The organism is Pseudolysinimonas sp., from assembly GCF_044239695.1.
GTDB lineage: Bacteria > Actinomycetota > Actinomycetes > Actinomycetales > Microbacteriaceae > Pseudolysinimonas_A.
Map to the genome: position 1 here is coordinate 1 of NZ_JBIIAW010000007.1, position 22994 is coordinate 22994.

22 protein-coding genes are annotated in these 22994 nt (G+C 73.0%); 8 read left to right on the forward strand and 14 right to left on the reverse strand.

The genetic code is table 11. The features are described from left to right. Nucleotides 1-564: 564 nt before the first annotated feature. Nucleotides 565-2268: an ATP-dependent helicase gene (locus ACILQS_RS02095; RefSeq protein ID WP_395638444.1), complete on the reverse strand. Its 1704-nt coding sequence runs from the start codon at nucleotides 2266-2268 to the stop codon at nucleotides 565-567. Between the two features lie 4 nt (nucleotides 2269-2272). Then, entirely contained in the window at nucleotides 2273-3247 is a 975-nt protein-coding gene (gene nudC, locus ACILQS_RS02100; RefSeq protein ID WP_395638445.1) for an NAD(+) diphosphatase, read from the reverse strand. Nucleotides 3248-3281: 34 nt separating this feature from the next. Here nudC and ACILQS_RS02105 point away from each other — a divergent pair, with 34 nt between their 5' ends. Beyond that, a complete protein-coding gene (locus ACILQS_RS02105; RefSeq protein ID WP_395638446.1) occupies nucleotides 3282-4265 on the forward strand; it encodes a phosphotransferase in 984 nt (327 codons plus the stop codon). A 7-nt stretch (nucleotides 4266-4272) separates the two neighbouring features. Beyond that, nucleotides 4273-4815 (forward strand): D-lyxose/D-mannose family sugar isomerase, encoded by a 543-nt coding sequence (locus ACILQS_RS02110; protein WP_395638447.1) that lies wholly within the window; start codon nucleotides 4273-4275, stop codon nucleotides 4813-4815. Between the two features lie 83 nt (nucleotides 4816-4898). Here ACILQS_RS02110 and ACILQS_RS02115 read toward each other — a convergent pair whose 3' ends face one another. From ACILQS_RS02115 to ACILQS_RS02125, 3 genes are read right to left on the reverse strand one after another with little or no spacing between them, the layout of a single operon-like run. Then, nucleotides 4899-5312, reverse strand: a complete 414-nt coding sequence (locus ACILQS_RS02115) for an iron-sulfur cluster assembly scaffold protein (RefSeq protein ID WP_395638448.1) — start codon at nucleotides 5310-5312, stop codon at nucleotides 4899-4901. 16 nt (nucleotides 5313-5328) lie between these two features. Then, on the reverse strand, nucleotides 5329-6546 hold the full coding sequence (locus ACILQS_RS02120) for a Zn-dependent hydrolase (protein WP_395638449.1): 1218 nt from the start codon (nucleotides 6544-6546) through the stop codon (nucleotides 5329-5331). Further along, entirely contained in the window at nucleotides 6543-7757 is a 1215-nt protein-coding gene (locus tag ACILQS_RS02125) for a pyridoxal-phosphate-dependent aminotransferase family protein (RefSeq protein ID WP_395638450.1), read from the reverse strand. Before ACILQS_RS02125 ends, ACILQS_RS02120 begins: the two co-directional genes overlap by 4 nt. A 61-nt stretch (nucleotides 7758-7818) precedes the next feature. Between ACILQS_RS02125 and ACILQS_RS02130 the strand changes: the two genes are divergently transcribed. Continuing rightward, nucleotides 7819-8313, forward strand: coding sequence for a GNAT family N-acetyltransferase (locus ACILQS_RS02130; RefSeq protein ID WP_395638451.1), 495 nt, complete (start codon nucleotides 7819-7821; stop codon nucleotides 8311-8313). A gap of 102 nt (nucleotides 8314-8415) precedes the next feature. On the opposite strand, the gene ACILQS_RS02135 is transcribed toward ACILQS_RS02130, so the two are convergent. The 6 genes from ACILQS_RS02135 to ACILQS_RS02160 are packed head-to-tail and all read right to left on the reverse strand — an operon-like array spanning nucleotide 8416 to nucleotide 13363. Further along, nucleotides 8416-9579 carry an amidase family protein gene (locus tag ACILQS_RS02135; RefSeq protein ID WP_395638452.1) on the reverse strand — a complete coding sequence of 388 codons (1164 nt, stop codon included), beginning with the start codon at nucleotides 9577-9579 and terminating at the stop codon, nucleotides 8416-8418. Then, nucleotides 9576-10691: an acetamidase/formamidase family protein gene (locus tag ACILQS_RS02140; RefSeq protein ID WP_395638453.1), complete on the reverse strand. Its 1116-nt coding sequence runs from the start codon at nucleotides 10689-10691 to the stop codon at nucleotides 9576-9578. The genes ACILQS_RS02135 and ACILQS_RS02140 overlap by 4 nt, the downstream gene beginning before the upstream one ends. Before the next feature lie 9 nt (nucleotides 10692-10700). Then, on the reverse strand, nucleotides 10701-11396 hold the full coding sequence (locus tag ACILQS_RS02145; RefSeq protein ID WP_395638454.1) for an ABC transporter ATP-binding protein: 696 nt from the start codon (nucleotides 11394-11396) through the stop codon (nucleotides 10701-10703). Beyond that, entirely contained in the window at nucleotides 11393-12208 is an 816-nt protein-coding gene (locus ACILQS_RS02150; RefSeq protein WP_395638455.1) for an ABC transporter permease, read from the reverse strand. Before ACILQS_RS02150 ends, ACILQS_RS02145 begins: the two co-directional genes overlap by 4 nt. Further along, on the reverse strand, nucleotides 12186-12950 hold the full coding sequence (gene modA / locus ACILQS_RS02155) for a molybdate ABC transporter substrate-binding protein (RefSeq protein ID WP_395638456.1): 765 nt from the start codon (nucleotides 12948-12950) through the stop codon (nucleotides 12186-12188). The genes ACILQS_RS02150 and modA overlap by 23 nt, the downstream gene beginning before the upstream one ends. Next, the gene (locus ACILQS_RS02160; RefSeq protein WP_395638457.1) at nucleotides 12947-13363 is read right to left on the reverse strand and encodes a molybdopterin-binding protein; all 417 of its coding nucleotides are present in this window, start codon (nucleotides 13361-13363) and stop codon (nucleotides 12947-12949) included. The genes modA and ACILQS_RS02160 overlap by 4 nt, the downstream gene beginning before the upstream one ends. 89 nt (nucleotides 13364-13452) lie before the next feature. On the opposite strand from ACILQS_RS02160, the gene ACILQS_RS02165 reads away from it, so the two are divergent. Genes ACILQS_RS02165 through ACILQS_RS02180 form a run of 4 tightly spaced genes read left to right on the forward strand, consistent with a single transcriptional unit; the run spans nucleotide 13453 to nucleotide 17153 of the window. Continuing rightward, nucleotides 13453-14556 carry a ThiF family adenylyltransferase gene (locus ACILQS_RS02165; protein WP_395638458.1) on the forward strand — a complete coding sequence of 368 codons (1104 nt, stop codon included), beginning with the start codon at nucleotides 13453-13455 and terminating at the stop codon, nucleotides 14554-14556. Between the two features lie 2 nt (nucleotides 14557-14558). Beyond that, on the forward strand, nucleotides 14559-15749 hold the full coding sequence (gene glp, locus ACILQS_RS02170) for a gephyrin-like molybdotransferase Glp (protein ID WP_395638459.1): 1191 nt from the start codon (nucleotides 14559-14561) through the stop codon (nucleotides 15747-15749). Further along, nucleotides 15746-16747, forward strand: a complete 1002-nt coding sequence (moaCB, locus tag ACILQS_RS02175) for a bifunctional molybdenum cofactor biosynthesis protein MoaC/MoaB (RefSeq protein WP_395638460.1) — start codon at nucleotides 15746-15748, stop codon at nucleotides 16745-16747. Before glp ends, moaCB begins: the two co-directional genes overlap by 4 nt. After that, on the forward strand, nucleotides 16740-17153 hold the full coding sequence (locus ACILQS_RS02180) for a molybdenum cofactor biosynthesis protein MoaE (RefSeq protein ID WP_395638461.1): 414 nt from the start codon (nucleotides 16740-16742) through the stop codon (nucleotides 17151-17153). Before moaCB ends, ACILQS_RS02180 begins: the two co-directional genes overlap by 8 nt. Here ACILQS_RS02180 and ACILQS_RS02185 read toward each other — a convergent pair. Next, nucleotides 17150-17386 carry a MoaD/ThiS family protein gene (locus tag ACILQS_RS02185; protein WP_395638462.1) on the reverse strand — a complete coding sequence of 79 codons (237 nt, stop codon included), beginning with the start codon at nucleotides 17384-17386 and terminating at the stop codon, nucleotides 17150-17152. The two genes, ACILQS_RS02180 and ACILQS_RS02185, sit on opposite strands and share 4 nt — an antisense overlap. Next, entirely contained in the window at nucleotides 17379-18446 is a 1068-nt protein-coding gene (moaA, locus tag ACILQS_RS02190) for a GTP 3',8-cyclase MoaA (protein WP_395638463.1), read from the reverse strand. The genes ACILQS_RS02185 and moaA overlap by 8 nt, the downstream gene beginning before the upstream one ends. 71 nt (nucleotides 18447-18517) lie before the next feature. On the opposite strand from moaA, the gene ACILQS_RS02195 reads away from it, so the two are divergent. Beyond that, nucleotides 18518-19672, forward strand: coding sequence for a hypothetical protein (locus ACILQS_RS02195; protein ID WP_395638464.1), 1155 nt, complete (start codon nucleotides 18518-18520; stop codon nucleotides 19670-19672). Here the strand turns inward: ACILQS_RS02195 and ACILQS_RS02200 are convergent. Next, nucleotides 19669-22947, reverse strand: a complete 3279-nt coding sequence (locus ACILQS_RS02200) for a lamin tail domain-containing protein (protein WP_395638465.1) — start codon at nucleotides 22945-22947, stop codon at nucleotides 19669-19671. The two genes, ACILQS_RS02195 and ACILQS_RS02200, sit on opposite strands and share 4 nt — an antisense overlap. Between the last annotated feature and the right edge of the window lie 47 nt (nucleotides 22948-22994).

Genomic DNA, 22994 nt, shown 5'->3' on the forward strand with positions numbered 1-22994 from the left:
CGGGGATCTCCGAGTCGGGGTTCGCGATGCTGGCGCGGTCGCTCGAGGTCTCGCCGGAGGCATCCGAGGCGCTTCTCGATGCCCTCGCGCCGGTGCTCGCGACCGACGCGGCCGAGCCGCTCCCCCGGGCCGCGGTACTCGGGGAGGCTCTGCTCGCGCGGTCGGTCGCCGGCCTGCTGTCGTCGACCGGCGTCCTCGGCGCGCCCGAGGACGCGGCCGTGGTGGTGCTCGTCGCCGACTGGGTACTGGCGCCCGCGGATCATCTCGCCTGGCTCAACCGGGATGTGCCGCATCTGCCGGTCGTCGTGGGGGAGCGGTCGATCGCGGTCGGGCCGCTCGTCGAGCCGGGCGACGGGCCGTGCCTCTACTGCGTGCACCTCGCCCGGATCGACGCGGATGAGGCCTGGCCGGCGGTCGCCACGCAGTTGCTCGGGCGGGCCGGGCGGGAGGTCGGCGAACTCGAGAGGGTCGAGGCGGCGGTGTTCGTCGCGCGGCGGGTGCTCGAACGGCTCGCCGGAACACGGCTGCGGGGTCGGTCGTGGCGACTGGATGCCGGAGGCGGGGTCAGTTCCCGCGTGTGGACGCGGCATCCCGACTGCCGGTGCGGAGTTCCTGAAGGAACCGACTGGGCTGCCGTTCCTGCGCACGCTGACCGCGGCGCGCCCACGACAGGGTCAGCCGTCGGCGCGCTCGCGTGATGCCGACGTAGAAGAGGCGGCGTTCCTCGTCGATCGCCGCGAGCCCCCGGGCGTGCACGACCGGCAGCAGCCCTTCGGCGAGACCGGGCAGGTAGACCGACTCCCACTCCAGCCCCTTCGCCGAGTGCAGGGTTCCGAGCACGACGGCGCGCATCGGCAGGTCGCCCTTCGCCTGCTCGCGGTCGTCGAGTTCGGCGGCGAACCGCGCGAGGGTGACGTCTTCGGGCGTGCCCTCCGCGAAGCGCACGACGGCGTCGAGCCCCGCCCAGTCGGTCGCGCCGAGCTTCGAGTGACCGCGGTCGACGGTCCAGCCGGCGGCGCGGGCCGTGTCGGCGATGAACCCGCGCACCGGATCCTCGGGGAAGCGCTGCGCCTGCACGGCGAGCGCCGACATCACCTTGCGCACCGCCGGGATCTCGAAGAACGGCGTCCCGGCGAGCGAGCGCGTCACGATGCCGCGCGCCGCGAACGCCTCCTCGAACGCCCGCGCCTGGTCGTTGACCCGGTGCAGCACCGCGATCTGCTCCGGCGGAGTCCCGGCGGCCAGTTCGCCGACGACGGCCTCCGCGATCCCCGCCGCCTCCGCCGCGTCGTCGTCGTAGGCCACGGGCTCGGTGACGACGCCCTTGCCCGCGGTCGCGGCCCGCAGGTCGAGCGCTCCGGGGCGGCCGCGCATCAGGCGGTTCGCCAGGTCGAGCACCTGCGGCGCCGACCGGTAGTTGCGTTCGAGTCGCACGATCTCGGCGCCCGGGTGGTCGCGCTCGAACCCGAGCAGGTACGAGCTCGACGCCCCCGCGAAGGTGTAGATGGTCTGGTTGGCGTCGCCGACGACGCAGAGGTCGGTGCGGTCCCCGAGCCAGAGCTTCAACAGCCGGTGCTGGAGGGGCGAGACATCCTGGAATTCGTCGACGACGAAGTGGCGGTACTGCGTCCTCACCCGGTCGCGCGCGATCGGCTCCGAGTCCAGCAGCCCGGAGGCGAGCAGCAGCACGTCCTCGAAGTCGATGCGCCGGCGCTCGTCCTTGATCTCCTCGTACTGCCGCTGCACCTCGGCGACAGCGTCGGCATCCAGCCCCCGCGGCAGCGGACGCTCGCGCGCCGCGCCGACGTAGCGCTCGATGCTCAACTCCGACGTCTTGCGCCACTCGATCTCACCGGCGACGTCGCGCACCGCGCCGGGTCCGAGCCTGATCTTCGCCCGCTCGCCCGCTTCGGCGATGTAGCGCGCCTTGTTGTCCAGCAGCCGCGGAGCGGACCCGCCGACGAGGTCGGGCCAGAAGAAGCCCAGCTGCGCGAGCGCCTCGGCGTGGAAGGTGCGCACCACGGCGCCGGGGGTGCCGAGCACCCGCAGCCGGTGCCGCAGCTCGCCCGCGGCCTTGGCGGTGAAGGTCAGCGCGAGGAGCGTGCCGGGCGAGTAGACGCCCTCCTGGATGCCGTGCGCGATCCGGTGCGTGATCGCCCGGGTCTTGCCGGTGCCGGCACCGGCGAGGATGCAGACCGGTCCGAGGAGCGTCTCGGCGGCGTGGCGTTGGTCGGCGTCGAGCCCGTCGAGGAGGTCCACGGTGCTCACCCGGTCATCCCCACGTGCGGGCTCCGTCGGCGATCTCTCCCCCGTACCAGTGCTCGATGATCGCGCGGGCGATCGACGTCGGTCCGGGCAGGATCACGTCGCCGGCCTCCACCGCGGCGGTCAGCTCGTCGCGGGTGAACCAGCGCAGCGCGACGATCTCCTCGCCGTCGGGCTCCCCCGCGGTGTCCGCTCCGGGCACGGCGCGCGCGACGAACCCCACCATGAGTGACGCCGGGAAGGGCCAGGGCTGGCTGCCGAGGTACTGCGGGTTCTCCACCCGCACCCCCGACTCCTCGAACACCTCGCGGATGACCGCGGCCTCGAGCGACTCCCCGGGCTCGACGAACCCGGCCAACAGCGAGAAGCGCTTCGCCTCCCACATCGCGTTCGAGCCCAGCAGCAGCCGGTCGTCGTGGTCGGTCACCCCGACGATGACGGCGGAGTCGGTGCGCGGGAAGTACTCCTTGCCGGTCTCGTCCTCGCGCACCCAGCCGGCCTTCCCGGGACGGGTCTCGCCGCCCGCGAGCGGCGAGAAGCGCGACACCGTGTGCCAGTTCAGGATGGCGAGGGCCTGGGTGAAGAGGCCGGCGTCGCGTTCGTCGAGCCGGGCGCCGATGCGCCGGAGGTCGCCCCACTCCGCGGGTCCGGTCGGCACGTCGTCGAGCTCGTCGAACCCGTCCGGCGAGTCGACGGCGAGTGCCACGATCGGGGTGCCCACGGCCAGATCGGGCGCGGCGGTCGTCGTGCGCCCGAGGTAGACGGCCAGCGCTGCCTGCGGCACGACCGATGGCGGCAGGATCGCGAGGGTCGTCGGGGAGGCGAGCAGTGCCTTGCCCTCGTGCAGCACGATCGCCCGGGTGCGGGCGTCGTCGAGGAGGCCGTCGATCCCCCCGGCCCGGCCGAGATGGTCGCGGTCGAGGGCGGCGCGGGCGAGCGGCAGTCTCGCTGAGAAGGGAGTGGGTGCGGGAGTGTCGGACATCCGCACTCCTCCCGGGCCGACCTACCCTGTGGACATGGCCCGATCCCATCTCACTCTAGCGGCGCTCGCGACGTCCGCCGTGGCGGGCCTCGACATCGCCGCGGCCCAGCCCTTCGGCGCCCCCGGGGGCGACTTCGACGCCGCGATCCTCACCGGACGCGACGGCCGGCACTGGATCATCCGGGTGCCGCGCAACGAGCGAGCCGAACAGGAGCAGTCGGCCGATCTGATCGCGCTGCGCGCCCTCAGCGCCGGGGTGCGCGCGCGTCTGCCGTTCACCGTGTCGACCTTCGCCGGGCAGGTTCCGGTCGACGGCACGCGCGCGGTCGTGTCGGAGTTCGTCTACGGCTCCAAGGTGCCGCTCGCGTCGATGAGCCTCGAGCTGGCGGCATCCATCGGGGCCGGAATCGCCGCGATCCACGCGCTGCCGCCGAACGTCGTGATCGACGCCGGCCTGCCCTCGCACTCCCCCGTCGAGGCGCTCCGCGCGGTCGTCGCGCTCATGGATCGCGCCTCCGCGACGGGACTCGTGCCCGCCGCCCTCCTCGGCCGCTGGGAGCGGGCGAGCGAGGAAGCCACCCTGTGGCAGTTCACCCCCGCGGTCATCAACGGCGCGCTCGGCTCCGACTCGTTCCTGTCGTCCGACGGCGAGGTGACCGGCCTGATCGGCTGGCACGCCTTGCGCGTCGGCGACCCCGCGGCCGACCTCCAGTGGGCCGCCGCAGCGGGACCCGACATCGCCGACGCGACCTTCGCGGCCTACGCGCAGGTGCGCGGCACCGCCGACCGCCAGGTGCGGCAGCGTGCCGCACTGCTGTCGGAACTCGAGGTCGCCCGGTGGCTGCTGCACGGCACCGAGACGCGCTCGACCGAGATCGTCGACGACGCCGTGGCGATGCTCTCGGAGCTCGCCGACGAGACGCAGAAGGACCTCATGAACCCGATCGGCGGCCCGACGGTGCCGCTCGGCGTCGACGAGGTCGAGCAGCTGCTCGAACGCACCTCGCGCATCCACTGAGTCCCCCGTGCTGACCCCCGCCGAGATCGCCGACGCCCGGGCGTACGCGATCGCGGCGATGACGGATGCCGGCGTCGTGCTCACCGCCGCCGAGCAGGCCGATCTCGAAGTCAGCGACTTCGGACTCGGCGACCTCACGCGCACCGGGCTGCAACTCGTCGTCTACGTCAACACCGACCGCGTCTGCGCGAAGGAGATGGTGCTGCGCCCCGGGCAGACCTGCCCCGAACACGTGCACGTCGGCGCCGGAGACGAGCTCGGCAAGGAGGAGACCTTCCGGGTGCGCGCCGGCGAGGTCTGGCTCTACGTCGAGGGAGACCCGACGTCGGCGCCCCGGGCGGTGGCCCCGCGCCCCGAGCACTACACGGCGTGGCACGAGATCGTGCTGCGTCCCGGCGACCAGCACACGATCATGCCCGGAACGAAGCACTGGTTCCAGGCCGGCCCGACCGGCGCCGTCGTCACCGAGTTCTCCACCCGCAGCACCGACGAACGGGATGTCTTCACCGACCCCGACATCCGCCGCATCACCGTCGTCGCGGACGACTGACCGCGCTGGTCCGCCATCCGCGAATCGTGCCGGTCAGTTTCTCGTAGGCGCGATTCGCAAAGAGCGGACCAAGTATCCGAGGGTCAACCGAGGGCGTCGAGCGCGGCACGCCAGGCGAGGGAGGCGCAGCCGGCGCGGAGGGGATAGCGGCCGATGCGCGCGAACGCCTCGAGGTCGCCGAGGTCGGGCGCGGGCGTGGCTTCGGCGTCGAGGGTGCTCAGGTACCGGTCGGCGAGAGCGCGGAAGCCGGCGACGGAGAGCCCCGGCGCCGCACCACCGAGGGCGGATGCCGCGGCGGTCGAGACGACGCAGCCGTGCCCGTCCCAGCGGAGCGCCTCGATCGCGGCGCCGTCGAGCACGACCCGCACGGTGATGTCGTCGCCGCAGGCCGGGGACCGCCGGTGCGCCTCGCGACCCGCGTCGCCGCCGAGCCCCGCGCCCACCCGGGACTTCGCGAGCTCCTCGATGAGGACCGCGCGGTCCGGTTCGGTGAGCACGACGGGTCCCCCGCGCCTAGCGGTGCTGGTCGGCGAGGTGGAGCACGGCGGCTTCGAGGGCGTCGATCGCGGCGGCGACGTCGTCCTCCCGCACCGACTCGTCGGCGTGGTGGCTGATGCCGCCGGCGCAGCGCACGAACAGCATCCCGATCTCGGTGAGGTCGGCGACGGCCATCGCGTCGTGCCCGGCGATGCTGACCAGTTCGATCGGGTCGGCATCCCCCGTCGCGCGGATGCCGGCGGCCACCGCCGCCCGCAGCGACGGGGAGCACGGGGCCTCGGGCGCGGCGTGGGTGGAGGTCACCTCGAGGTCGAGGCCGCGTTCGACGGCGATGCGCTGCAGCTCGTGGCGGATCAGTCCCCAGGTGGCGTCGCGTCCGGCCGCCGTGCCGTCGCGGAGGTCGAGACTGAACTCGGCGAATCCGGGGATGACGTTGACGGCGTCCGGCTCGACGCGGATGCGCCCGACCGTCGCCGGACTGCCCTGATCGCGCGCGATGCGCTCGATCGCGATGATCGCCTCGCTCGCGCCGAGGAGGGCGTCGTGCCGCAGCTCCCACGGGGTCGCGCAGTGCCGCGCCTCGCCACGGTAGGAGATCATCCGCCGCTCGGCCGCCGCGATCGTCGTGACGACGCCGAGCGCGCGACCCTGCGCTTCGAGTCGCGGGCCCTGCTCGATGTGGCACTCGAGGTAGCCGATGACGCTGCCGGGCGCGCGCGCCGCGGACGCGATGTTCTCGGGGATGAGCCCGAACAGGGTCGCGGCATCGCGCAAGGTCACGCCGTCGGGGTCGGTCAGGTCGAGCCACGAGTCCCGCCAACCGCCCGCGAGCGCCCGCGACCCGAGCAGCGTCGCGCCGAAGCGGGTGCCCTCCTCGTCGCCGAACGCGACCACCTCGAGCGCGAACGGCAGGTCGGCATCCCGCAGCCGGTCGGCGACCTCGATCGCGACGAGCACCCCCAGGATGCCGTCGTACCGCCCCGCTCCCGGAACGGTGTCGAGGTGCGAACCGAGCAGCAGCGCCGGGCGGTCGTCGTCGTCCCTGAGCCGCCGCCCGCAGACGTTCGCCGCCTCGTCGGGCCAGGCCCGCAGGCCGGCTTCGCGCATCCAGGCCGCGGCGATCGCGTTCACCCGGGACTGCTCGGGCGTGAGGTACGCGCGCAGGATGCCGTCTTCCCACGCCGAATGCGTGGCGAGTTCGTCGGCGCGCGCCAGCACCCGAACGGCCGTCACGCGTAGCTCTCCAGCGCCGCGTCGACACCGGCACCCTGGGGCACCGACGCCCCGGCCCGCCGCAGCACCTGCTCGAGCGCCGCGAGGGTGGTGAGCACGGCATCCTTGCGGGCGTTGTAGCCCATCACGCCGATGCGCCACACCTTGCCGTGCAGCGGCCCGAACGAGGTGCCGATCTCGATCCCGTAGTCGGTGAGCAGCGTCGCCCGCACGCCGTCGGGGTCGACGCCGTCGGGGATGTGCACGCCGATGACGTTGTTCATGCGCACGCCCTGGTCGCCGAACAGCTTCAACCCGGTGGCGACGAGTCCCGCGGTCATCGCGGCGCCGTGCACGCGGTGACGCTCGACGGCGGCCGGCATCCCCTCCTCCATCAGGATGCGGGCGCACTCGCGCGCGCCGTAGAGCATCGTCGTGGCCTCGGTGTGGTGGTTGAGCCGCTTCGGGCCCCAGTAGTCGAGGATCTGCGCGAGGTCGAAGTAGTTGCTGCGGATCGGCGCGCTGAGCACCGGGTCGCCTTCGGAGCGGATGCCCGCCTCGACCGACTTGCGCGCCTCGATGACCGCGACCGCCTGCTCGGAGAGCGTGATCGGCGCCGAGCCGGACGGCCCGGCCAGGCACTTCTGGAGGCCCGAGGTGGCGGCATCCACCCCCCACTCGTCGGCGAGGAAGGTGTTGCCCGCGAGGCTCGCGGTGGTGTCGGTGTAGAGCAGGGCGCCGTGCTTCGCGGCGAGCGGGCCGATCTCGTCGAGCGGCTGGGCGACGGTGGTGGAGGTGTCGCCGTGCACGATCGCGAGCACCTTGGGCTTCACCGCGGTGAGTGCCTTCTCGATCTCGGCCGGCGTGAACACCGTGCCCCACTCGCGCTCCAGCACGTGCACCTCGGCGCCGCAGCGCTCGGCGATCTCGCGGAGCAGGTGGCCGAAGCGTCCGAAGATCGGCACGAGCACTTTGTCACCGGGCTCGAGCAGCGACACGAGCGCCGCCTCGATACCCGCGCGGGCCGTGCCGTCGACCAGCAGCGTCGCCTCGTTCGTCGTGCCGAAGACACCCCGGTAGAGCTCCTGCGTCTCGGCCATGTAGCCGGTCATCGCCGGGTCGTACTGGCCGACCAACTGCGCGCTCATCGCCCGCAGCACGCGCGGATCGGCGTTGATCGGCCCCGGGCCCATGAGAAGGCGGGCGGGCGGGTCGATCTGGTTCGCGGTCACGTTCTCATGGTGTCACTGGTTCGTTTCGGGGGGATGACGCCACCGTCGATAGCGTGGCCCCATGGTCCTCGAACTGCGCCCCGCGAGGGCGGACGACATCCCCCGGATCGCCGAGATCTGGCGGCCGGCGTGGCTCGACGGGCACCTCGGCGGCGTCCCGGACGAACTGGTGCGCATCCGCACCCCCGAGAACTTCGTGGTGCGGGCGACGGCGATCCAGCCGCACACGACTCTCGCGGTCGTCGACGGTGCGACGGTCGGGTTCGTCGCGGTCGCCGGGAACGAGATCGACCAGCTCTTCGTGGACGCTTCCGCGAGAGGCCTGGGGATCGCCGACCTGCTGCTGCGCGCCGGCGAGGACGCGATCGCCGCGGCGGGTCACCCGGAAGCCTGGCTCGCCGTCGTGGCGACCAACGCGCGGGCGCGACGCTTCTACGAGCGCAACGGCTGGAGCGACGGCGGGTCGTTCCTCTACGCGACCGACGGGGATGACGGCCTCCTCGACGTCTCCTGCCAGCGCTACGAGAAGTCGCTCACGCCGACTCCCGCGGGTTGAGTGCCCGACGCAGCCGGGGGTATCGAAACCCGACGTGCAACGACCGTATGACTTCGCGGTAACCCGGGGTGGGTTTAGATACACCGCGCTGAGGCGCGGCACTCAACCCGCGGTGGTCGGCAGCAGCAGCTGAGCGAGGTCGAGCAGGGCGAGGTCGCTGCCGCGCGGACCGACGAGGCACAGCCCCACCGGTTCCGGGACGCTCAGCGCCGGCACCGAGAGCCCCGGGCGCCCGGTCAGCCCGGCGACCACGGTGAGGCGCAGGGTGGCGCCGCGCACGGCATCCAGCTCGGCTGCCGACGCCTCGACCGACGGCGCCGCCGACGACGCCGAGGGCACGAGCAGCACGCGGTCGCCGAGCAGCTCCTCCAGCCGGGCGTAGTGGGCCGCAGCGGCGGCGCGGGCGTCGACTTCCTGCTCCCGGGTGACCCCGGCGGCGAGCGCGAACCGTTCCCGGGCGCCCGGGCCGACGGCATCCGGATGCCCGGTGACCCAGCCGCCGTCGGAATCCCAGGCCTCGGCGGCCTGCGTCACCCGGAACGCCTCGAACATCTCGGTGGGATCGCCGAGGTCGACGTCCTCCACGTCGAGACCGGCGAGGGCGGCGGTGAACGCCTCCCGCACGGCCGGCTCGGCGAGGGCGACGAGTCCGGGGTCGACGACGAACCCGCCCGGGTCGACCGTCACGGTGCCGAGAGCGACCTCGACGACGCGGCGCAGAGTCGCGGCATCGCGGGTCAGCCAGCCGACGGTGTCGAAACTCGGCGCCAACGGCCAGACGCCCGCGAGCGGCACCGCGCCGTGCGTCGTACGGAGCCCCCAGAGTCCTTGGTACGACGCGGGCACCCGGATCGAGCCCGCGGTGTCGGTGCCGAGACCGATCGTCGCCTCGCCGAGCGCGACGGCACTCGCCGGTCCGCTCGAGGATCCCCCGGGCAGCCCGCCGGGAACAGCCGGGTTCGGCGGCGGCCCGTAGTGCGGGTTGGCGCCGGCGATCGAGTACGCGAACTCATCGGTCTGCGCGATCCCGCGGAGGGCGGCGCCGGCATCCAGGAGCTGCTGCACCGCCGGGGCCGTGCCCACCTCGACCGGCGCCTCCGCGAGGAACGTCGGATTGCCGGCACCGACCGCGAAGCCCGCGATCTCGTAGAGGTCCTTCACGGCGACGGTCTCGCCGCTCAGCGGCCCGTCGGCGGCTCCCGCCACGAGGGGGTCACCGAGTTCTCGCCAGACACTCGTGTCGAAACTGTTCAGAGGCTCGGTCATCCGAAGTCCGCCTTCCTGATGCGCGCGTGCACGCCGGTCACCCGGTCGACGACCTGCGAGATGTCGAAATCGGTGGCCGCCGACAGGTACGCGTAGGCGTGCTCCTCGTCCATGTCGTAGCCGCCCACGAGGAAGCGGATGGCGGCGCGCACGGCCTTCTTCATCGCCTCGCGGAGGTCCTCGTCCATCCCGGTCGGCACCCAGTACTCGGCGGTCTCGACGACGGGACCGTGCTCGTGCACGAACGGCGCGAACGGATCGTCGGCCGGCACGATCCGGAACCGCAGGGTCGCCCGCAGCGACGCCTCCATCGCGGTGAGCGCGACCTCCCCGTCCCCCTGCGCGAAGTGCGGGTCGCCGACATAGGCGAGGGCGCCCGGCACGAGCACCGGGAGATAGAGGGTGCTGCCCACGGTCAGCAGATTGATGTCGATGTTGCCGCCGTGCCGCCCCGGGGGCACCGAATGCGGCCGGGCATCGCCCGGCACGGCGACGCCCATGATCCCCAGGAACGGTGCCATCGGAAAGTGCACGCGCTCCTCCGCGCCTTCTCGCCGGGGTATCGATGCTGTTTGCCGGAAATGGCCCTCTTCCGCGGTCGCGAAGGGGCCATTTCGGGCAGACAGCCCCTCACCCTCGCCGTCGAGGCGGGCGAAGATGCTGACGTTGGCGGGGCCGCGCGGGAACTCCCCTGGCAGCGCACCGCGGCCGTGCCGGTTCGAGATGACCCCGTAGGGCACCCGCGGCAGCAGTTCGACGACGTCGATCGCGAGCAGATCCCCGGGCCGTGCGTCGCGCACGAACACCGGTCCCGTCACGACGTGCGGGCCGTCCTCCGGATCGCGCGTGCGCGTGGCGGTCAGCTCGACCGCATCCCGCAGCACGCCTTCCGCCGCGACGCCGTGGCGTGCGAAGAACGCCGTCGGGTCGGACCCCTGGTCGTCGAGCACGCCCTCGTGACTGACCGTGTCGATCGTCACCTCGGTATCGGGATCCACTTCGAGCACGGGGGCGTCGGCGCCGGAGGGTAGCCGTCCCCAGAAGACCCGCGCGGGGTCAGCCGGGAGGTAGCTGCCGCGGATCGGTCCCTCACCCGGCTGGAGGATCGTCATCCCGCCACGTTACCGACTGAATCGAGCGATCCACGGCGTCGCCGGGGCGGCGGCGAGTTCGGCGAGAGTACCCCGTTGGACGATCCGACCCCGCTCCAGGACGGCGACCTCGTCGGCGAGCGCGGCGGCGTCGGCGGTGTCGTGACTGACGACGATCGTCGGCCCGCCGAAGTCCCGGATGTAACGGGCGAGATCGTCGCGCACCTCGTCGCGCACCTCGACGTCGAGCGCGGCCATCGGCTCATCCAGGACGAGCACGGCGGGCTGCGAGGCGAGCGCGCGCGCGACGGCGACCCGCTGCGCCTGACCGCCGGAGAGAGCCTGCGGATGCCGTTCCGCCAGCGCCCCGAGGTCGAAGCGCTCGAGCCACGACTGGGCCGAGGCGCGGGCGACGTCGCGCGAGGCGCCCCGAACGCGTTCGGGGAACGCGACGTTGTCGCGCACCGTGAGATGCGGGAAGAGCAGGAAATCCTGGAAGACGACCCCGATCCCGCGAAGCTCGGCGGGCATCCCGCCGAGGTCGCGCCCGTCGAGCCGCAGGGTGCCGGTGGCGTCGACGAGTCCGGCGATGGCGGCGAGCACGGTCGACTTCCCGGCCCCGTTCGGACCGACGAGCGCGAGCGCGCGTCCCGACGGCACCTCGAGACGCGCGACGACGTCGAAGGCCTCGCGTGGGACGACCAGGTCGACACTCAGCACGCTCATCGCACGACCCCGGGAAGCCAGCGGTCGCGGAGGGTCACCAGCACGGCGAGCGACACGACGAGCAGCAGCAGCGCGAGGGCGATCGCCGTGTCGGGGTCGGAGTTCATCGCCAGATAGGAGGCGATCGGCAGCGTGCGGGTGACGCCGGGGAACGACCCGGCGAAGGTGATCGTCGCCCCGAACTCCCCGAGGGCGCGGGTGAAGCAGAGCACCGCCCCGGCGGCGACCCCGGGCGCGACGAGCGGGAGCGTCACGAGGCGGAAGACCTGCGCGCGGCTCGCCCCCAGCGACGAGGCGGCCAGCTCGCTCCGGCGATCGGCGGAGCGCAACGCGCCCTCGACCGCGAAGACCAGGAACGGCATGGCGACGAACGTCTGCGCGATCACGACGGCGCCCGTGGTGAACGGGATGGTGATGCCGATCTCGGCGAGCCCCTGCCCCAGGACGCCGCGCCGACCGAGCAGCAGGAGGAGCGCGATACCGCCCACGACGGGCGGCAGCACCATCGGGATCGTGATCGCGGCGCGCAGCAGGCGCCGGGGCACGACCGCCCAGTCCACCGAGTGCGAGAGCAGGACAGCGAGCGGGATGCCGAGCAGCAGGCAGGCCGCGGTCGAGATCGCGGCGGTGAGCAGCGAGAGGCCCAGCGCCTGCAGAACCTCGGTGCCGGCGAGCAGGCGCGGCAGGTCGCCCCAGGGTGCGCGGAGGAGCAGCCCGAGGAGCGGGAGGACGAGAAGCGCGAGACCGGTCGCCGCGAGGACGGAGACGACGGGTCCGGGCCCGCGCCTCCTACGGGATGCCGAAGCCCGCATCGCGGAACACCTCGATGCCCTCGGCCGACCGCACGAAGTCGATGAACGCCTGCGCGGCCGCCGGGCTGCGGGCGCCGGCGAGCAGCGAGATCGGGTAGTCGTTGACGGCATCGCCCGCTTCGGGCACGGCGATGCCCTCGACGTCGTCGCCCGCGGCGATCACATCGGTGACGTAGACGAGGGCCGCATCCACCTCGCCGAGCGCGACCTTGGTGAGGGCCGCCTTGACGTCCTCCTCGAGGGTGTCGACGGACGGCGTGATGTCGATCGCCGCGAAGAGCTTCTCCGCGGCGGAACCGCACGGCACCGCGGGGTCGCACAGCGCGAGGGTCAGACCGGCGTTCGCGAAGTCGGCGAGTCCGGTGACACCGCCCGGGTTGCCCGCGGGGACGGCGATCTCGAGCACGTTGGTCAGCAGCACCTCGGGGTCGACCGTCAGGCCCGCCTCGGTGACGGTCGTCATCGTCGACGCGTTGGCCGAGAAGAAGATGTCGGCGGGCGAGCCGGAGACGATCTGCTCGGCGAGCGCCGAGCTGCCGCCGTAGGAGACGACGACGTCGACGTTCGGATGCGCCTCCTCGAACCGCGCCGCCAGCTCGTCGAGCGACTCGGTGAGCGACGCGGCGGCGAGGACCGTCACCGTTCCCGACAGCGTGTCGGGGTCGGTCGTCTCGGCGGCGGGCGCGGCGCACCCGGCCAGCAGGGCGATGCCGGCGGCGGCGATCAGGGACGGTTTCTTCACGTTCGGTTCTCCGGGGGGATCTCGACGGTGACGACGGTGGCCTTCGCGCTCGCGGCGGCGAGCATCCCCGGTTCCAGGCCGAGGTCGTCGGCGGCCTCCCGCGACATCAGCGACACCACCCGGAAGGGTCCGGCCTGGATGACGACCTGGGCCATCACCCCGTCCTTCGTCACGGCGGTGACGAGGCCGGTGAAGCGGTTGCGGGCGCTCGCCTTCGCCAACGGGAACGCGGCGGCGAGAGCGGATGCCGTCTCCGGCTCCTCGAGCAGCGGCAGCAGGTCGGCGCCGGCGATCACCTGACGGCCGGTGTCGGTCTTGCGGATGCGCAGCTTCCCCGCCTCGCCCCACCGCCGCACGGTGTCGTCGCTCACCCCGAGCAGAGCCGCCGCTTCGGCGATCTTGAACTCGTTCATCACTTTCCCCGCATCCGCGTCCAGAAGTTGCGATTCTATCCGCATCCGCGGATCCAGCGTCGACGAGTCGCGCCTGGAAGAATCGAAGGATGCCCGTCGACCCGTCCTCTCCCCGCTTCGCGCGCCAGCGGATCCTCGCGGGCTTCAGCGCGGACGGGCAGGCGGCCCTGGCCGGCGCGCACGTGCTCGTGATCGGCGCGGGCGGACTCGGCAGCGCCGCCCTGCCCCTCCTCGCCGCGGCGGGCATCGGCATCCTGACCGTCGTCGACGACGACACCGTCGCCGAGAGCAATCTGCACCGCCAGACCCTGCACACGGCCGCCGACATCGGCGCCAACAAGGCCGCCTCGGCCGCCGCGACGCTGCGCGCCCTCGCCCCCGACGCCGAGATCCGCGTCCTCGCGCAGCGGTTCGAACCCGGCGCGACCTTCGACGTGCTGCTCGACGTCGACGTGCTCGTCGACGCGAGTGACAACCCCGCCACCCGTTATCTCGCCAACGACGCCGCCGCGATCCGCGGCATCCCGCTGGTCTGGGGGTCGGCGCTCGGGTATGCGGGGCAGGTCGGCGTCGCCTGGGACGAGCGAGGCGTCGACTACCGCGACCTCTTCCCCGACGAGGGGGGCGCCTCCGACCGGGACACCTGCGAGCTCGTCGGCGTGCTGCCGAGCGTCTGCGGGGTCATCGGGGCGATGATGGCGACCGAGGTGCTCAAGCTCGTCTCCGGGATCGGCGAGCCCCTGCTCGGCCGGGTCGCCGCCTACGACGCGCTCACCGGCCGCACCCGCGAGATCGAGTACCGCCGCGATCCGGAGGCTGCGCGCCCCGGGTCGCTCGACGAAAGGACGTCGATGCCCGACGCCGACCACCTCGCCGACCACGCGATCAACGCCATCCAGCTCTCGGGCGAGCTGGCGGGGACGACCCCGCCCCTGCTCATCGACGTGCGCGAGCCCTGGGAGGCCGAGCTGGTGTCGATCCCCGGGTCGGTGCTGATCCCGTTGGGCGAGCTGCCCGACCGGATCGCCGAACTCGATTCCGACGCCGACATCGTGCTCTACTGCCATCACGGGCTGCGCTCCGACCGCGCGCTCCAGTTCCTCCAGCGCCTGGAGTTCTCCCGGGTGCGGCATCTGACCGGCGGCATCGACGCGTACGCGACGAAGGTCGACCCGTCGCTTCCGCGGTACTGACCGTGGCGCGCACGCCGGTCGCCGAGCACGAGGGACGCGTGCGCGCGCTCCTCGCCCCGCTGCGCACCCGCGCCCCCGAGACGGTGCCCGTCGCCGCCGCCCTCGGGCGGGTGCTCGCCGCCCCCGTCGTGTCGCCGATCGACCTCCCGCCGTTCCGCAACTCCCAGATGGACGGGTATGCGATCCGTTCCGCAGATCTTCCCGAACCGGGGTCACTTCTGATCGCCGCCGATATCCCCGCAGCGCCGGGAACGCCGTCTCCGCTGGTGGCCGGCACCGCGGCGCGGATCATGACCGGCGCGTCGATCCCGACGGGAGCGGATGCCGTGGTGCCGGTCGAGGACACGGTCGCGTCCGACGATGGCCGGGTCACGATCGCGTCGGTCTGGAGTGCGGGCTCGTATGTGCGGGAAGCCGGATCCGACCTCCGCGCCGGGGAGGACCTCCTTCCCGCCGGCCTCCGCCTGTCGTCCCGTCACCTCGCGGCGCTGTCCGCCGCCGGGATCACCTCCGTCGACGTCGAATCGCGGGTGCGGGTCGCGGTCATCTCCACGGGCTCCGAACTCGTCGCCCCCGGCGAATCCCTCGGGCCGGGCCAGATCGCCGACTCCAACGGCACCGCGCTCGTCGCGGCGGCCCGGGATGTCGCGGCGCAGATCGTGCTCGAAGGTCGCGTCGTCGACGATCGCGACGCCTTCGAGGCGCTCCTCGAAGCGGCGATCGCCGCCGACGCCGAACTCGTGCTGACGAGCGGCGGGATCTCCCAGGGCGCGTACGAGGTCGTGCGCGAGACCCTCGAGCCGCAGGGCGCTCTCGTCGACGTGCTCGCCATGCAGCCCGGCGGCCCGCAGGCGATCGCGTCGTTCCGCGGCATCCCGGTCGTCTGCTTCCCCGGCAACCCGGTGTCGAGCCAGTTGTCGTTCCTGCTGTTCGTCGAGCCCCTCCTCCGCGAGATCGCGCGGCTGCCCGACCGCATCCGCGTCACCCGGGTGCTCGACGCGCCGCTGACCTCGGTCGAGGGCAAGCGGCAGTTCCTGCGGGGGCGGTCGCTGCCCGACGGACGCGTCGAGACCCTCGGCGGACCGTCGTCGCACCTCGTCGCCGCGCTGGCCGCCGCCGACGTCCTCATCGACATCCCCGAGGACGTCGCCGAGCTGCCCGCCGGGGCGAGTGTGGAAACCTGGGAGCTATGAGCCAGCCCGGCGCCCGCCAACTCAGTCACCTCGACGCCGAGGGGCGCGCCCGCATGATCGACGTCGGAGGCAAGGCCGTCACCCGGCGGGTCGCCACCGCTGCGGGGCGTCTCGACACGACCGCCGAGGTCGTCGCGCTCGTGGTCTCCGACGGACTGAAGAAGGCCGACGCTCTCGCCACGGCCCGCATCGCGGGCATCGCCGCGGCGAAGCGCACGTCGGAGCTGATCCCGCTCGCGCATCTGCTGCCGCTGGATTCGGTGACCGTCGAGTTCGAGCCGGGGGAGGCATCCATCGGCATCCGCGCGACGGTCGCCGTCACCGCGAAGACGGGCGTCGAGATGGAGGCGCTCACCGCCGTCGCCGTCGCTGGGCTGACCCTGCACGACATGATCAAGGCGGTCGATCCCGCCGCCGTGCTCGGCGACATCCGGCTGCTCGAGAAGTCCGGCGGCAAGCACGGCCACTGGACGCCCCAGGGATCTGCGGGTCGAGTGCCGGCGGAGCCGGTGTATCGAGACCAGGCACGGGGAACCGCCGTCGTGATCGTCTCGTCGACGGGCGCCGCCGCCGGCACCCGCGAGGACCGCACCGGCCCCGTCATCGTCGACTGGCTGGCCGCGCAGGGCTACGCGGTCGAGGCGCCCGTCGTGGTCGCGGATGCCGACATCGCGAGCGCCCTCGGCGGCGCGGTGGCGGGGGCGCCGGCCCTTGTGATCACGACCGGCGGCACCGGCATCCACCCCCAGGACCGCACCCCCGAGGCGACCCGCGGCGTGCTCGACCGCGAACTGCCCGGGGTCGCCGAGGCGATCCGCGCCGCGGGACGCGCGGTCACCCCGACCGCGGCGCTCAGCCGGGCGCTCGCGGGGATCGCCGGCTCCACGATCGTCGTCAACCTGCCGGGATCGCCGGGCGGGGTGAAGGACGGGCTGGAGGTGCTCGGCACGCTGCTGCCGCACCTGCACGACCAGATCGACGGCGGCGGCCATGAGTGAACCGCTGGCGCTGATCACCGCCGACCCGATCGACCGCGCCTGGCTCGAAGCCCAGGTGCTCACGTCGACCGACGGCGCGCTCGTGGTGTTCGAGGGCGTCATCCGCGACCACGATCACGGCGAGGGCGTCTCGAGCCTCGACTACCAGGCGCATCCCGACGCCGAGCGCTTCCTCGCCGACGTCTGCGCGTCCGTCGCGACCTCGTCGGGCCTCCGCGTCGCCGCCGCCCACCGCATCGGCCACCTCGAGATCGGGGATGTCGCGCTCGTCGCCGCCGTCGCCGCCGCGCATCGCGCCGAAGCCTTCGCCGCCTGCGCGGAGCTCGTCGAGCAGATCAAGCAGCGGGTGCCGATCTGGAAGCGCCAGCACCTCGCCGACGGCCCCTCGGAGTGGGTCGGGCTCTAGCCGCCGGAGAACGGCGGGAGCACATCGACGCGGGCGCCGAGGGCGCGGGCGGGGTCGCGGGTGACGACGCCGTCGACGAGGAACGACCCCTTCGCGAGCACCGGACCCAGGGCGGGGTAACTCGCCAGGAGGGTGTCACGCAGCTCGCCGACCGTCGCGGCGGAGAAGTGCTCCTCCTCGCGGCCCGCGGCTTCGGCCGCCGCCGCGAAGTACCGCACGAGCACGTCAGCCACCGATCGCGCCCATCGAGCGTTCCGGGCGGATGAAGTCGTCGGCGTCGATCCCGTGTCCGGCCTGCTTGTTCCACATCGCCCCGCGCCAGCGGACCGCGATGTCGGCATCCGAGGCCCCGCCGCGCAGCAGGGCGCGCAGGTCGGTCTCGTCGTCGCCGAACAGACAGGATCGCACCGTCCCCTCGGCCGTGAGGCGCGTGCGGTCGCAGGCCTCGCAGAACGACCGGGTGACGGAGGCGATGATGCCGACGGTGGCGGGTGAGCCGTCGACGAACCAGTCCTCGGCCGGAGCCGACGGGTCGTCGCGGCCGGCGGGGGTGAGCACGAAGCGCCGCCCCAGTTCCTCGAGCAGCTCCTCGGCCGACACGAGGTTGTCGCGCCGCCAGGTCTCGTCGGCGTCGAGCGGCATCTGCTCGATGAACCGCAGCCGCACAGCGTTGGCGAGCGACCAGGCGAGCAGGTCGCCGGCATCCGGGAGCGTCTCGCGCAGCGCAACGGCGTTGATCTTGATCGGGCCCAGGCCCGCCTCCCGCGCGGCGTCGAGTCCGCGCAGCACGGCCGGGAGCCGGTCGCGGCGGGTGACGGCGGCGAAGTGCTCCCGGTCGACGGTGTCGAGCGACACGTTGATGCGGGTCAGACCGGCCTCCGCCAGCGCCGCCGCGCGACGGTCGAGCCCGATGCCGTTCGTCGTCATCGCGAGCGGGATGCCGGGGGCGACCGTCGAGGAGGCGCGGATGATGTCGACGAGGTCGGGCCGGGTCAGCGGCTCCCCGCCGGTGAACCGGATCTCGCGCACCCCGAGGTCGTGCACGGCGATGCCGACGAGCCGCCCGATCTCGTCGGCGCTGAGCAGATCCCGCGTCGGGATGACCGGGAGGCCTTCGGCGGGCATGCAGTAGGTGCAGCGCAGCGAGCACGCGGAGGTGATCGAGACCCGCAGGTCCCGGGCGATGCGTCCGAACCTGTCGACCAGTTCGTCGGTGCCGGGGCGCCCCTCCATCGACGGCGCGTCCGCGGGATCGCGGCGCAGCACCGGGATTCCGAGCGCGACGGGAGGCATCCACCCAGCCTACGGCGCGGATAATCGAAGGCGCCGGGAAGCCTGGTTGACTGGCACCACAGGGAGGTCGGATGCGCGCGACAGCACGCCGCTCGACGGCACGCCGGATCGCGGGGGTCGCCGTCATCGGGCTCGCCCTGCCGCTGGCCGCCTGCTCGACGGGCGACGCCGGAGGGGTCGGCCTCGTGCGCGAGGGGTGCCCCGCCGACATCCGCATCCAGACCGACGACCTGCCCCGGGTCGAGTGGGGCTTCCTGTACGGACTCCTCGACGCCGACGAGCTGCGCATCGGCGACGACTCGGTGAGCGCTCCGCTGCTGATCGACGGGGAACCGTCGGGGTCGACGCTGACGATCCTCGTCGGCGATCCCGACGACGGGGTGAGCGGCAGCGTCGCCCTCCACGACGATGAGAGCATCCTCCTCGCCGCGGTCGACACCGATGCCGCGATCCTCGACGCGGCGCGCACCCCGAGTGTCGGCGTCTTCGCGCCCATGCGCCGCGACTCGCAGATCGTCTACTGGAGCACGACCGTCTACGAGGGCGTCCGCACCATCCGCGCCATCGGCGACCGACTGACCCCCGACGGCCTCGGCCTGGTTCCCTTCGTGACCGCGCCGAACGATCCGTTCACCGATTACGCGATCGGCGCGGGGCTGCTCTCCGCCGACCAGGTCGTGACCGACGCCGAGCTCGGCGTCCCGGGTTTCGTGGAGGCCGGCGGCGTCTCCTCCCGTCGCGGTGACCTGCTCGTCGATCCCTATCGACTCGCGCTGCCCGAGGCCGGATCGCCGCAGGCGGTCGCCTGGCAGCTCATCGACGACATCGGCTACCAACGGGATGCCGGGGTGCTGTCCGCGCGGCCGCAGGCCCTCGTGCAGTACGCCGACTGCCTCGGGGTGCTGGTGCCCACGCTCCAGCGGGCCCTCGTCGACTATCTCGACGACCCCGACGCGACGACGGAGCTGCTCGTGGAGCTCTCCGCCGAGTTCGGCGATCCCGCCTACGACGCGGCGAGCGCCCACGCGGCCCTCGACCTGTTCGAGGCCGAGGATCTCGTCGGAGCCGGTCGCGACGGGACGATCGGTGACCTCGACTTCGGTCGCCTCCGCCACCTGATCGACCGCGCCGTGCCGGTGTGGGAGGACGCCGAGGTCGCGGTTCCGGCCGACGTGGAGGCCGAGGACATCGCGACCAACCGCTTCATCGACCGCTCGATCGGCTAGAGCAGCTCGACCAGCCGAGGGCTGCGCGGCGCGTACGCGAGGGGCGCGGGCGTCGGAGCCTCGGCGACGACCTGCACTGTCGCCACCGACTTCGGGTATTGGAAGTGCGCGGCGGCGGCGAACTCGTCGTCGTCCACGCCGTAGCGCCCCTGCAGCCCCGACTCGACGATCCGCCACGGTCGGCTGTTCGTCGGGGTGAGCGCCGATCCGTTGTCGGCCATCGCCTGGCGGTAGTCGTATTCGAAGGCCGACGTCTCGTCGAGGCGCAGCGAGAAGGTGTCGACCGCGATCGTTCCCGCCGCGAGGTCGATCTGCAACAGACGCTGGAAGCCGGTGGCCCGCTCCCCCGTGTGCGTGCGGAACTCCTGGTAGTCGGCCACGAGCTCGGTCACCGTGTGACCCGGGAGGCCGCCGGCATCCTCGGTGCGGATCTGCCCGAGACCGTGGAAGTGCCCGGACAGCACGAGCACGACGTTGCGGTTCGGCGCGATGACCCGCTCCCACAGCTCCTGCCCGCGTGACACCCAGCGCGACGACGAGGAGCGGTACGCCGCCGATTCGCGCGTCTTCGGGGTGACGTGCTCGTGCGTGGAGACGATGACGTTGTGATCAGGATGCGCCGCCACGACGCCCTCCGCCCAGGTCAATTCGGCGTCGCCGAACGCGTAGGGCAGGGACAGCATCAGGAACCGTGCCCCGGCATGCTCGAAGGTCGAGAAGTTCGCCGAGTTGTCGTCGGGGGCCAGCGATCCGCCGTACCAGGCCGTGCCGGCGTACCGGTCGGGGCCGAAGTACGTGTTGAACAGGGTCGCGTCGGCACCGCGCAGGTTGTCGTGGTTGCCGGGCAGCACGCTGTTGGGCACCCCCGCGTCGTCGAGGATCCCCTGGATGGCCGATGCCCGTTCGAACTCGCGGACGGCACGCACGTCATCCTGGGCCGGGTTGACGTAGTTCTGGATGAGGTCGCCCGTGTGGGTGGCGAACTCGATCTTGCGGCCTTCGGCGTTCGCCGCGATCCACGAGGCGAGGGTCGCGTAGACCTCGGGGTAGCTCTCACTCAGGTACTGGGTGTCGGTGATGTGCGAGATCGCGAAGTCGTAGGCATCCGGGTCCTGCAACTCGCCGTCGACGCCGGCGGCCAGCGTCGGCTGCGTGCGCGGACCGTTCTGCGCCAGCAGGGTCACGCGGTCGCCACGGATGTCGCCGGCCTCCAGCTGCCCGGAGAGCACGAGGTCGTCCCCCGTCCCGGCGTCGAGAAGGCGCCAGGCGTCCCCCGACCACACCGACAACTGCACCTCGGTGCGACCCAGGCCCCGCCCGGCCCAGCTCACCGTCGAACCCGCCTTCAGGGTCGCGGCGTCGAGCACGAGACGCTGGTACGGATAGCCGTACCCGTCGTCGGCCAGCGCACCGAGGGCCGACGGGTCGAGCCGGAGCTCGTCCTCGCCGGCGAGGGAGGTCAGCGCGCCGCCCTGGGTCGCACCACCCCAGGCCTCGAGGATGCCGACGGTCGCGCCGCGGGGCTCCTCCGGAGCGGTCGCCGGCGTCTGCGGTGCGGCCTCGACGTCGGGGCGGATGTCGACGCGCTCGGTCGGATCCGCAGAGGGGATCTCGTCGATCCGGCCGGGCGTCGCCTCCGCGACGACGAAGTCGTCCGCATCGACGCCGCTGAACTGAGTGCGCTGGAAGGTCTCCTTCAGCAGCCGATCCGGCTGGTACGTCGTCAACGCCGCCCCCGTCGTGCACGGGCTGAACGTCACGTTGACGCCGTCGATCTCGTTGGTCGCGTAGACGCCGACACTGTCGACACGCTCGCCGTCGGCGTCCGCGAGCCACACCCCGGTGCCGTTCAGCGAGAACGACGTGTCGAAGGTCGCGTCGGCCCCCTCGGCCGCCGCCGTGCCCGCCCGCGCCACGAGGTAGACCTCGCCGGGCTCGAGCAGTGTGCCGCGCGGAATCGTGACCTGGGGCTGGGTGGCGCGCGCGCCATCCACCATGCAGCGCCACGCGGTCCAGCCGCCGATGTCGACGCTCTCGTCGCCGTAGTTGCCGAGCTCGAGGTAGTTGCGCTGGACCGACCCCGCCGGCATCCCCTCCGGCGTCGGATCGGTCGCGAGTTCGCTGATCGCCACCCCCGTCGGGTCGGCCCCGGCGAAGGCGGGACCGACGAGCGCGTCGGCCCGCACCGCGTTCCGACGCCCGGGAGTCCGCGGGGCGATCAGGTAGGTGCCCGCCGCCGTGAGCTGGTACGACTCGGCGCGCGCCATGTCGAGCACCGCCGGCAGCTTCGCATCGCCCTGGCAGGCACTGTCGCCGTAGGCGGTCACCGCGACGCGGTCGACGAGCGCGCCGTCGGCATCGCGCACGAGCACGCCGAACTCACGATCGGCGAGCGGTCGGGTGTAGCGCGCGTCGGCCGCCTCCCCGAAGCCTTCGGCACCCGCGACCCAGGTCTCACCGGGCTTCAGTCGCGTGCCGGCGGGGATCGTCACTTGGAGCGTGTCGGGTCGGACGCGCCCCGACGCGGAGCAGCGGTAGAGCTCCCACCCTCCGAGGTCGACCGTCTCGGCGCCGGCGTTGCGCAGCTCGACGAAGTCGTCGTCCGATCCGCCGGGGCCCGCTCCGGCCAACTCGGAGATCACGACGTCGGCGACGGAGGCCGCGGGCGCCCGGAGGGCGTTGCGCTCGCCGAGGGTCGCCGGAGCGACGATCCAGTCCCGCGCGGGATCACCGGTGGCCGCGATGCGCTGCCAGCTCTCGTTCTGCGCGAAGTCGAGCACGTTGGGGAGGTTGCCGCCCGGCGGCGTGCACTCGCCGCGCGTCGGCCACGGCTCGTTCGGGTAGACGCCGACCATGTCGACGGCGGAGTCGTCGGGCGCCTCGAGGTAGAGCCCGTAGCCGGTGAGGTCGTAGGCGGCGGAGAAATGCAGGTCGCCCGGCAGGCCGATGCGGCTGACCGTGAGGATCTCGCCCGGCTGGAGCACCACCCCGCGGAGGTCGCCCTCCGTCGTGCCCACCTTGGCGCGGAGGGCCTTGAACGAGCAGCGGTAGACCTCCCAGCCGGTCAGGTCGACGGGCTCGTCGCCCCAGTTGCGCAGCTCGAAGAAGCCGTCGGCGTCGGACCGCGGCCCGCCGCCCGCCACCTCGTTGAGAAGCACGCTCGGGGTCGCGTCGTAGGCGGGCTTCGGCAACTCGGCCGCCGCAGGGCCGGCGACCGCGAGGCCTCCGCCGATCAGCAGCAGCGTGGACAGCGTCGCAAGCAGGGGGCGGAGCACGCGGCCAGAGTCGCCGCGCCGGGTGAACGGCCGGGGTCGCGAGAGGG

Excerpts from the sequence above, each read along its gene's own strand:
- ACILQS_RS02195 (WP_395638464.1), top strand. The coding sequence starts at position 18,518 with ATGCGCGCGACAGCACGCCGCTCGACGGCACGCCGGATCGCGGGGGTC.
- ACILQS_RS02130 (WP_395638451.1), top strand. The coding sequence starts at position 7,819 with ATGGTCCTCGAACTGCGCCCCGCGAGGGCGGACGACATCCCCCGGATC.
- ACILQS_RS02150 (WP_395638455.1), bottom strand. The coding sequence starts at position 12,208 with ATGCGGGCTTCGGCATCCCGTAGGAGGCGCGGGCCCGGACCCGTCGTC.
- ACILQS_RS02135 (WP_395638452.1), bottom strand. The coding sequence starts at position 9,579 with ATGACCGAGCCTCTGAACAGTTTCGACACGAGTGTCTGGCGAGAACTC.
- ACILQS_RS02105 (WP_395638446.1), top strand. The coding sequence starts at position 3,282 with ATGGCCCGATCCCATCTCACTCTAGCGGCGCTCGCGACGTCCGCCGTG.
- moaCB (WP_395638460.1), top strand. The coding sequence starts at position 15,746 with ATGAGCCAGCCCGGCGCCCGCCAACTCAGTCACCTCGACGCCGAGGGG.
- nudC (WP_395638445.1), bottom strand. The coding sequence starts at position 3,247 with ATGTCCGACACTCCCGCACCCACTCCCTTCTCAGCGAGACTGCCGCTC.
- ACILQS_RS02140 (WP_395638453.1), bottom strand. The coding sequence starts at position 10,691 with ATGACGATCCTCCAGCCGGGTGAGGGACCGATCCGCGGCAGCTACCTC.
- moaA (WP_395638463.1), bottom strand. The coding sequence starts at position 18,446 with ATGCCTCCCGTCGCGCTCGGAATCCCGGTGCTGCGCCGCGATCCCGCG.
- ACILQS_RS02180 (WP_395638461.1), top strand. The coding sequence starts at position 16,740 with ATGAGTGAACCGCTGGCGCTGATCACCGCCGACCCGATCGACCGCGCC.
- ACILQS_RS02165 (WP_395638458.1), top strand. The coding sequence starts at position 13,453 with ATGCCCGTCGACCCGTCCTCTCCCCGCTTCGCGCGCCAGCGGATCCTC.
- ACILQS_RS02145 (WP_395638454.1), bottom strand. The coding sequence starts at position 11,396 with ATGAGCGTGCTGAGTGTCGACCTGGTCGTCCCACGCGAGGCCTTCGAC.
- ACILQS_RS02160 (WP_395638457.1), bottom strand. The coding sequence starts at position 13,363 with ATGAACGAGTTCAAGATCGCCGAAGCGGCGGCTCTGCTCGGGGTGAGC.